This is a genomic window from Amnibacterium endophyticum (genome assembly GCF_042680685.1).
GTDB classification, from domain to species: Bacteria; Actinomycetota; Actinomycetes; order Actinomycetales; family Microbacteriaceae; genus Amnibacterium; species Amnibacterium endophyticum.
This window is the reverse complement of sequence record NZ_JBHUEA010000022.1, coordinates 1-8,343: the sequence shown is the minus strand read 5'-3', so window position 1 is coordinate 8,343 and position 8,343 is coordinate 1. Positions and strand designations below refer to the sequence as shown.

The following is an 8,343-nucleotide window of genomic DNA, read 5'->3' as shown; positions in this document are numbered from 1 at the left end:
CAGGGCGGCGCTCCGGCACGAGGACGACCCGCAGACGCGGTTCGCCGAGCTGCGCGACGCGCTGATCGCCTGGGTCGACTCCCCCAAGCGGGCGAAGCGCCTGTTCTCCGAGAAGGCGGCCGCGCCCGCCCCGGCCGCGCGCAGGCAGCCCGCACCGACCCCGGCGCCTGCGCCGACGCAGACGCCGAACCAGAAGCCGGACGACGCGGCCGCGGCACCCGCCGCCGTCGCGGCGACCGGTGCCGCGGCGCGGCCCGCCCCCTCGGCTTCGGAGGCGCGGGACGACGCCGAGTACGACGAGGTGCCCGCCTGGCGCCGGACCCGGTCGGCCGAGCGGCTGCAGCAGCAGCGCGACGCGCGGGACGAGCCACCCCGCGAGGACACGGCGCCCGTCCGGCTGCAGCGGGCGCACCGCGCCGATCCGGCGCCCATCGAGGAGGCGGAGCAGCTGGAGCGCGTCCACGCGCACCAGGCCTCCCCGTTCTCGCGGCCGTCGTCCGACCGGCCCCGGCCGGTCGCCGACGAGGCCCCGGTGGCAGGGCAGGAGCAGGGGTCGGAGCAGGAGCCGGAGCGCCCCGAGAAGCCGGAGTGGCTGGACGACTACGACGACGAGGCGCACGTCACGCAGACCATGAACCTGAAGACGCCGCCCCCGGTCTCCGCGTCGGCGCTCCGCGACCGGTCCTCGACCGGCGACATCGTGCCGCGCCCCTGATCAGCGCCTACACTCGCCTGCGGCCCAGCCCCGATAGCTCAATGGATAGAGCAACGGCCTTCTAATCCGTAGGTTGCAGGTTCGAGTCCTGCTCGGGGCGCGAATCACCTGATCAGAGGCGATGTGGCGGTTCTCACTCGGGGGCGACCCCGTAAGAACCCCGGAAATTGCGCTGATCCGCGCGGCGGCGTCGGCGCTGCCGACGTTGCGGCTCATGTAGACGTCCTGGGTCATCGACGGCTTCGCATGCCCGAGGTACTCGGCGATCGCGCGGGCGCTGAGGCCCGCGGTGTCGAGCAGCGTCGCGCACGTCTTGCGAAGTCCGTGGCTCTTCAGGTCCGGGTAGCCGAGACGGTCCCGCTCCCTCCGCCAAGCCCCCTCCGTATCCGACGGGTCGCGCAGGCCGCCGAGTAGGGTCGGGAACACCACTTCAGCCGAATGCGGCCGGTCGACCAGGATCTGGACGACCTGGTCAGCGACGGTGATGGTCCGCGTCGAGGCGACGGTCTTGCCGTGATCCTGCAGCAGCAGCCCCTGCCCCGGGAGCCGCACGACGGTGCTGTCAAACGTCACCTTCGCCGCCGTGAGGTCGACCCGGCTCCACCGCAGCCCGACTGCCTCGCCCATCCGACAGCCGGTGAGCACCATGAAGGCGAGAACGTCGCCGACGTCGAGGCGCATAAGTTCAGGGTCGCTCCGCACGGTCGCGATGAAGTCGCCGACGACCGACGGCGACAGTGCTGTCGAGGCTTGTGATGGCCCTTTCCTGATGCGCTCGATTCCGGCGACGGGATTCGTCCGGCAAGCGTCGGAGCGCATCGCGAGTCCGAACATCCCGGACATCACCGTGCGGCACGACTTGGCCGCGCCCGGGCCGTGCTCGCTCGCGACCGTGGTGAAGAACGCCTGCAGCCGACCGGTCGTCGCCTCATCGATCCGCAGGTCACCGAGCCGCGGCGTAATGATGCCCTCGATCGTCGACCGGTAGAGCTCGAGCGACCTCGGCGCGAGGCGCGCGTGAGTCTTGCGAGCGAGAAACTGCTCGGCAAGGACGCTGAGCCGAGAGCTGGGTCGGAGTTCGCCGGTGCTCGGCGTGACCGCAGCCGCGAGAGCCTCCTTCAGCGCGGCTACCGCGCCTGCACGAGTCGGACGGAACCGCTCGACCTGCCGGCTTCGCCCGTCGGGGAAGCGGTAGTAGGTCCGCGCCCGCCAGGCCCCGCCTGCGACGCGGGACACGGCGATGACCCCATGCGCACCGATCGGCGTTCTCGGCCGAGTCACTGCCGCCCCGCGTCCTCGTGCCACCGCCGCCGAATTAAACCGCGCTTCAAGTCCATCCCGTCAACCTCCGCTCTCAAGACCGAACGAGAACATCCGGGACCGACACTCGCTCCTTCACCTCGAAATCGCCACCACGCGTCACACAAACTGACGCTCGTCTCCCCTCCCCGTCATTCCCGTCCGCTCCCCGCTCCTCGTCCCCCTCCCTCCCGCTCTCCGCTCCGCACCCTTCGCCAACCTCTTCCTGCTTCTTCTCTTGCCCTGTCCTGGCCTGCCACCTGCACTTCCGAACCACCCATGCAGAGCAACGCTCTTCAAGCTGTGTGTGGGTGGTTCGGAAGCGGCGCCAGCCGAGGTGGCAGGCCAGGACAGGGCAAGACGCCCGAAACCCCTCGCAAGACCCCTCGCGGTCGACGAGGTACGAAGCGAGGGGTCCGGCGACGACCACGAGCAGCTTCCTGCGGCGACGAGCACGAATCTCCAACTGGGGAGCCCGCGCTGGCGAGTCGCGCGCCTCACACCCAGCTTCGTAACCCGCGATGCAGAGTGAGCGCATGGGACACGTGGTGCTGCTCGGAGCAGGCTTTTCGAAGGCCCTCAGCCCACACATGCCGCTTCTTCCGGACCTGGGCGAGCGCGTGATGGACGAGCTCGATGGCCAGGGGCGCGATGAGCTGGCCCAGTTCGCCGGCAACGTCGAGGAGTACCTGACCTACATCGGTACCGACCAGCCCTGGCTCTCGGATGAGGAGAACCTGCGTCACCGCGCTCGATTTAGCGAGACCGTGACGGCACTCCGTCAGGTGATCGTCGACGCCGAGGCACATGCCCGCGCGGCGGGCCTGCCGGACTGGCTTGACCGAGTCGCATGGCAGTGGAGCCGTGAGCAGGCTGCAGTACTCACCTTCAACTACGACCTCCTACTCGACTGGGCGCTGCGCACAGCCGGTGGAGTGGGTGCCCTCGCTGACCTGTACATGGTTCCGCTCGTTGAGCGCTTACCCGCGGGCTCCGGTCACTTTCTGAGTGCGGGGCCGCCACGCGACACGAGCGCCGAGCTTTACAAGTTGCACGGGTCGGTGAACTGGCTCCACGGTGGCGACGCGGCTCCTATCACCGAGCCACTCGTTCTCGACGGGCGCGCGAACGTGCCTGACGAATCACCCCGACACGAGCGCGTTTACGGCGGCCTACGCACCTTCATCGTTCCCCCTACGAGCGTCAAGAACCGCTACTACGACCGGGTTGGCGTGCGCGCGCAGTGGATTTCTGCCGCCCAGCGGCTAAGAAACGCGACCCGCCTCACCGTGATTGGGTACTCGCTCCCGCTGAGTGACGTCGGAAGCAGTAGTTTCATCCGCACCAACTTGAGTCCAAGCGCAACCATCAGCGTCGTCGACTTCAACGCCGCTGCGGCCGAGCGATTTGGGGCCCTGCTCCAACGCCCCGCATGCTGGCACCCTGAGATCAACAGCTGGCTCAGCTCGGACGTCCCGGCGAAGGTCGAGTGGTGGGTGACTGAACAGCGAGCGGACTTGGTGGTTCCGCGGCTTGAAGTCAACGGCGTGGACGAATCAGCACAGCTCCCATCCGTGCGCGACGCCGCAGAGCTGGATGCAGCCGTGACGACACTGTTCGCGGTGGGAGACATCGAGCGGAACGTGCTGGTCGACGGTCTGCTGATCAATCGAGGATGGGCACCCCCACCCTCCGCTGGATAGGCCAACGAGAACGGCGGCCTGCCACCCACGACGATCAATCCGCTCCGCTCGCCGTGGTGAGCGCAGATTGGGCGTCCCAGCTACCTGCTCGCGAGACCCGACCGCCATACACCGGGCTAACGCTGTCCGCGCGAAACCGAGGTGGGGCCGGTCGGCGACCGCGTCAACTTCCGGGCGAGACAGCCCGCTGTCTGACGGGCTCGAAACCTCACCAGCGGCGGTTCCTGCGCACGTGGTCGAGGAGTCCTCCCAATGCCAGGTTGAGCGCGTCCTCGCTCGCCCAACCCCACGCGGAGACATCGGCGTTCTGCCGGAAGCGTTGTTCTGTCTGTAGTTCGCCCTGGAATCCCAACTCGGTCTCTCCGGCATAGTTGCCGATGTACGTATACCCATAGCCGCCCTCGAGGTACAGGTCGGCCAGAGCGAGCCGGTATTCGATCTCGTGGGCGAGGGCCACATAGGCGGAGCCGTCGCCCACCTCGTCGGCGACGACGGGCCTCAATTCTTCGATCAACATGTGACTGATCGGCCAAGTCCACCGCTCACGGTTGGCCTTCTGAAATGCCTTGACGACTTCCTCATCCAGCACTGCGAACGGCTCAAGCGCCGCGAACGCCGGAACCAAGCCGTCCCCTCGCACTCGGTACGGGTTCTTCCAACGTGGCTCCTTCGCGAGCGCAAGGAACACGTCTTCGTGCCCGGCCAGCACCGCCCCAAATGAGCCTGCCCAGAACAGCAGGAGAGCCGGATAGTGTTGCAGGTTCGAGAACCACTCGTGGTACGAACCGTGCTCCTGCCGGCGCATGCGGAGCACGCGCTGCAGCACCCACACCCAGAGGTCCGTGTGGTCCCGATCGCGGTCGAGCAGAACGCCAGTGAAGTACATGTGCAGCAAGGTGTCGACTGCTGCCCGCAAGTCGTCGTGCGCCGCTTGCAGACCAGCCGGCTCGTGGCTTGGGGCGAGGCTCGGTCGCTCCCGCATCACAGCACCCAGCCGCTTCAGCTCGCGGTCGAATAGATCGCGTAGTTCAAGACGTCGGACCGGGTTGGGCAGCATTCGCTTGACCTGTGCGACAGCAATGTTCGTAGATGTGGGCGCCAGCGAAAGCGACTCAATCGCGTCGAGGCGGCTGACGAGCCCGCCGAACAGGTCCTCCGCGGTCACCCCGCTGATGACGTCAGCGCCCCTCCGCGCCGTCAGCGTTTCAGCGGCGTGGCCGAGCGGCCCCATTTGGCCCCAGTACCACGGGTACCGGCGGGAGGGGACTCCCTCGATCGCGGCCACAAGCGCACGATCCCAATCGGCCGACCAGCCGCTGACAATCAGTCCGTACTCGTCGAGGATTCGGGCGAGCAAATCGTTCTGTGCGGTGGGATACGTGCTGAGTTCGTCGACGGTGTTCCGCTGCTCGAGGCTCGCGTAGTCGCCGTGCAACTTGATCACGGTGCAGCGGGAGTGCACAAGCGGTTCCATGCCCGCGATTTGCGCTGGGTCGGAGATGACCTGCGGCGAGACGCCACGTGACTCGAGTGCCCGTTCAGTGAGACGGTCGAAATTCGTCGTCAGGATCACCCGAACGTATCCGCGGGCGACGAGGTCGGCGATCGCCTCGTGGGCACGGCTGGGGACCTTGATGTTCTCCTCGCGCTCCTCGTCCGACGCCTCGAAGAATCCGGCGAGGAGCGCACGGCGCGCCGCCGAGGTCGGCGCGAGTGCCTCAAGCAGACCGGAGTAGCCGAGCGGCTGCCCGTCTCCGTGGTCCGTCCACCACTGCTCGATCTCGTCGTCGCTCGCGTCCACCGCCAGCGGGTTCCCGTTTGCCGCCGAGGCGCGGATCACGAGCGTGCGGATCACGCCCCACCCGGTCGGTACCCCGGAGCCTGTCGAAACGCCCGAGCCGAGCAGCAGCGCGAAAACGCCGGGCTGCGCGTGCGTCGACGTTGCGAGCGAGATCTGAGGGTCGAAACTTGAACTGGGCGACAGCACTCCGTAACGCTATGCACAGGTGCAGACAGCCCCAGCGGACGTGCCGCTCGTACGCGCCGTGCGCGTGCGACGCCTGCTCGTGTCGGGCCGGCAAGCGCTTGAGGCATATCTGCCACACCGCTTCAGTAGCTTTGTCGCTATCCCAGAACACTCCGGGGTGCTCCTGGTCGAACTTCGCCTCGAAGCGGCCCGTGCGACGCCGGTTGCGGCCGGTCAGGTCGACGTTGACCGGGGAGCGAACTTCCTACCTGATTAGCTCGACCCGCTAAGTCATCAGACCCTGGACCGTACGAGCAGGGGCCGACGTCCGGAGGCGCATCTAGGGTCAGCGCCGTGCAAGTAGGTCACGAAGCGTTTTGGTCGACGGCGGCCCAGTTGCTCCTCGTCGTTGGCGGCGCAAGCGTGGTCGGGTTCAGCAGAGCCACGCGACAGACAGCCAAGGACAAAGTCCCGCGTGCCGAACGTCTCAGCGTCGTATCGATCGGGCTGCTGGTAATCGGCAACTACCTATGGCTCGAGTACGTCTCACTCGGCGTGCTGGCGGGCATAGTGAAAGACTCGGACAGTCGACGCTCGAACGCCGTCCTCTGGATGGTTCTGCTCATGGTGATCAGCGCCTTCGGTCCGGCCTACTTCCTCGGATATGGCGAGACCGTCCGAGATGCCCGTCGGGCCGCGTCGCGGTGGCGAAGCAGAACGCGCGTTGCCGTACGGCGAGTACGCCACCGCGTCCAACTGAGAGCGGAGCGGCGACAGCGTTCTGTCGACTGACCGGCTTTGTCAGGCGTCGCAGGTGTGAAGACTCGGACGTAGCCAACCAGCTTGGTCGAGGTCGTGGTCATGGTCATGGTCATGGAATCGACTCACTGTCTCGCAAAGCACGATGAAGACGTCGAACGCATGCGCGGGCCCAGATGACCTGTACGACCGGTTCATCGCGGCCTGCGAGCGCAGGATCTGTCCCATCAAGCATCGTCTCGAACTCCTGTTTGGAAGGCGCACCACCCAAGAACCGCCCTCCCGACCCCGGATATATCCCGTAATTGCACACGATTCCCCGCGATTTCGTACTATCGCTCGCGAAGGCCGACGCCGGCCGTTGAGCGGATCTGCGATCAAAAGAGCGTCAGTGGGTCCCCCTCGTTTGCACTCCGTAGGTTGCAGGTTCGAGTCCTGCTCGGGGCGCTCCCGAGCCCCGCGGCGCCGCCGTGCACCGCGGCTCCACGCGTTCTGGGGCTCGCCGCCGATCCGGCCGCCGAGCAGGATCGGCGAGGTGATCGCATCGAACCTCGGCCTGCTCGGCACGACGGCCGTGCTGCTCACGACCGGCGTGCTGATGCTCGGCTACGCCTTCCGGGGCACGCCGCGCTGAGCGGGCGACCTCGGCGAGGTCGTCAGCTGTCGGGATCGTCGCCGAAGACCCGCAGCTCCTGCGCGCAGCGGCACGCGTCGGCGAGCCTCGCCGCCCAGCAGACCGCCGCCTCGCGGGTCGGCACCTCGATGACCGCGTAGCCGCCCTCGATCCGCGTCGTCTGCGGGTAGGTGCCGTCGGTGACCCGGCCCTCCCGATCGACGAGGACGGGAGGCACGGACTCGTCGATACCGCCGCCGAAGACCCAGACGCCGGCGTCCTTCGCCTCCCGCACGACGGCGCGGGCCGCGTCGCCGACCGCCGCCAGCTCGTCCTCGCCGACCCGCATCGCCGCGCTCGGGAAGGAGATCAGGTACTTGGACACACGAGCACTCTCCTCCTCCGCCGTGCGCTTCAGAAGGGCCGATTCGCCGCCCCGAGCGACCCCGGGTCTAGGGTCGCCGCCATGTGCAGGAACATCCGGTGCCTCCACAACTTCGAGCCCGCGACCACCGACGCCGAGGTGCGGGAGGCGGCGCTGCAGTTCGTCCGCAAGGTCAGCGGATCGACGCGCCCGTCACGGGCCAACTCGCCCGCCTTCGAAGCGGCGATCGACGAGATCGCCGCGGCGACGCGACGGATGCTCGACGCCCTCGTCACCAGCGCACCGCCGAAGGATCGCGAGGCGGAATCCGTCAAGGGCCGGCAGCGGCACGAGCGGCGGATGGAGCGCGAGGTCCGGATCCGCACCGCGGGATGAGCGAGGACCTCGAGGGCGCGGCGGACCGGCTGTACGGCGGGGAGCCCGCCGACTTCGTCGCCGAGCGCGCGCGGCTGACCCGCGCCGCCAGGGCAGCCGGCGACCGCGACCTCGCGGCCCGGATCGGCGCCCTCGAGAAGCCCTCGGCGGCCGCAGCGCTGGTGAACGACCTCGCACGGCATCACGCCGACGACCTCGGCCGCCTCATCGAGCTCGGTGCGGCCCTGCGCGAGGCGCAGGCCGGCGGCGACCGCGCCGCGCTGTCGCGGCTGACGGCGCAGCGCCGCCGCGTGCTGAGCGAGATCGTGGACGGGCTCGCGGACCGCGCGGCCGAGAGCGGGCGTCGCCCGGGTCCCGGAGTGCTGGAGGAGGTGCGGCAGACGCTGGTGGCCGCGCTCGGCAGCGACGAGGCCGAGGCAGCGGCGCGATCGGGTCGCCTCGTCCGCGCGCTCGACCCCGATGGCTTCGGCGACGGCGCGGCCCCGGAGTCGGCGACCGCCGCGCCAGCACCGGACCGCGAGGCGGAAC

4 protein-coding genes, 1 tRNA gene and 3 pseudogenes are annotated in these 8,343 nt (G+C 68.5%); 5 read left to right on the top strand and 3 right to left on the bottom strand.

The window, feature by feature from the left end:
* A pseudogene (locus tag ACFSBI_RS13245) lies at positions 1-715 on the top strand (hypothetical protein); the annotation flags it as partial.
* A 27-nt stretch (positions 716-742) separates the two neighbouring features.
* A tRNA-Arg gene (locus ACFSBI_RS13240) sits at positions 743-815 on the top strand.
* A 170-nt stretch (positions 816-985) separates the two neighbouring features.
* Here ACFSBI_RS13240 and ACFSBI_RS13235 read toward each other — a convergent pair.
* Positions 986-1,951 (bottom strand): annotated as a pseudogene (locus tag ACFSBI_RS13235) (tyrosine-type recombinase/integrase); the annotation flags it as partial.
* A 599-nt stretch (positions 1,952-2,550) separates the two neighbouring features.
* Here ACFSBI_RS13235 and ACFSBI_RS13230 point away from each other — a divergent pair.
* A complete protein-coding gene (locus tag ACFSBI_RS13230) occupies positions 2,551-3,717 on the top strand; it encodes a hypothetical protein (protein WP_377935688.1) in 1,167 nt (388 codons plus the stop codon).
* Between the two features lie 208 nt (positions 3,718-3,925).
* Here ACFSBI_RS13230 and ACFSBI_RS13225 read toward each other — a convergent pair whose 3' ends face one another.
* Both ACFSBI_RS13225 and ACFSBI_RS13220 read right to left on the bottom strand, forming a co-directional pair.
* Positions 3,926-5,704: an SIR2 family protein gene (locus ACFSBI_RS13225; protein ID WP_377935686.1), complete on the bottom strand. Its 1,779-nt coding sequence runs from the start codon at positions 5,702-5,704 to the stop codon at positions 3,926-3,928.
* A gap of 1,394 nt (positions 5,705-7,098) precedes the next feature.
* Entirely contained in the window at positions 7,099-7,440 is a 342-nt protein-coding gene (locus ACFSBI_RS13220) for a YciI family protein (protein ID WP_377935684.1), read from the bottom strand.
* An 81-nt stretch (positions 7,441-7,521) separates the two neighbouring features.
* On the opposite strand from ACFSBI_RS13220, the gene ACFSBI_RS13215 reads away from it, so the two are divergent.
* The gene (locus ACFSBI_RS13215; protein ID WP_377935682.1) at positions 7,522-7,815 is read left to right on the top strand and encodes a DUF2277 domain-containing protein; all 294 of its coding nucleotides are present in this window, start codon (positions 7,522-7,524) and stop codon (positions 7,813-7,815) included.
* Positions 7,812-8,343, top strand: a pseudogene (locus ACFSBI_RS13210) (hypothetical protein); the annotation flags it as partial. The gene ACFSBI_RS13215 and the pseudogene ACFSBI_RS13210, both read left to right, overlap by 4 nt.

Bases quoted from the DNA above. Each gene is read 5' to 3' on its own strand.
- ACFSBI_RS13215 (WP_377935682.1), top strand. From the start codon at position 7,522: ATGTGCAGGAACATCCGGTGCCTCCACAACTTCGAGCCCGCGACCACC.
- ACFSBI_RS13230 (WP_377935688.1), top strand. From the start codon at position 2,551: ATGGGACACGTGGTGCTGCTCGGAGCAGGCTTTTCGAAGGCCCTCAGC.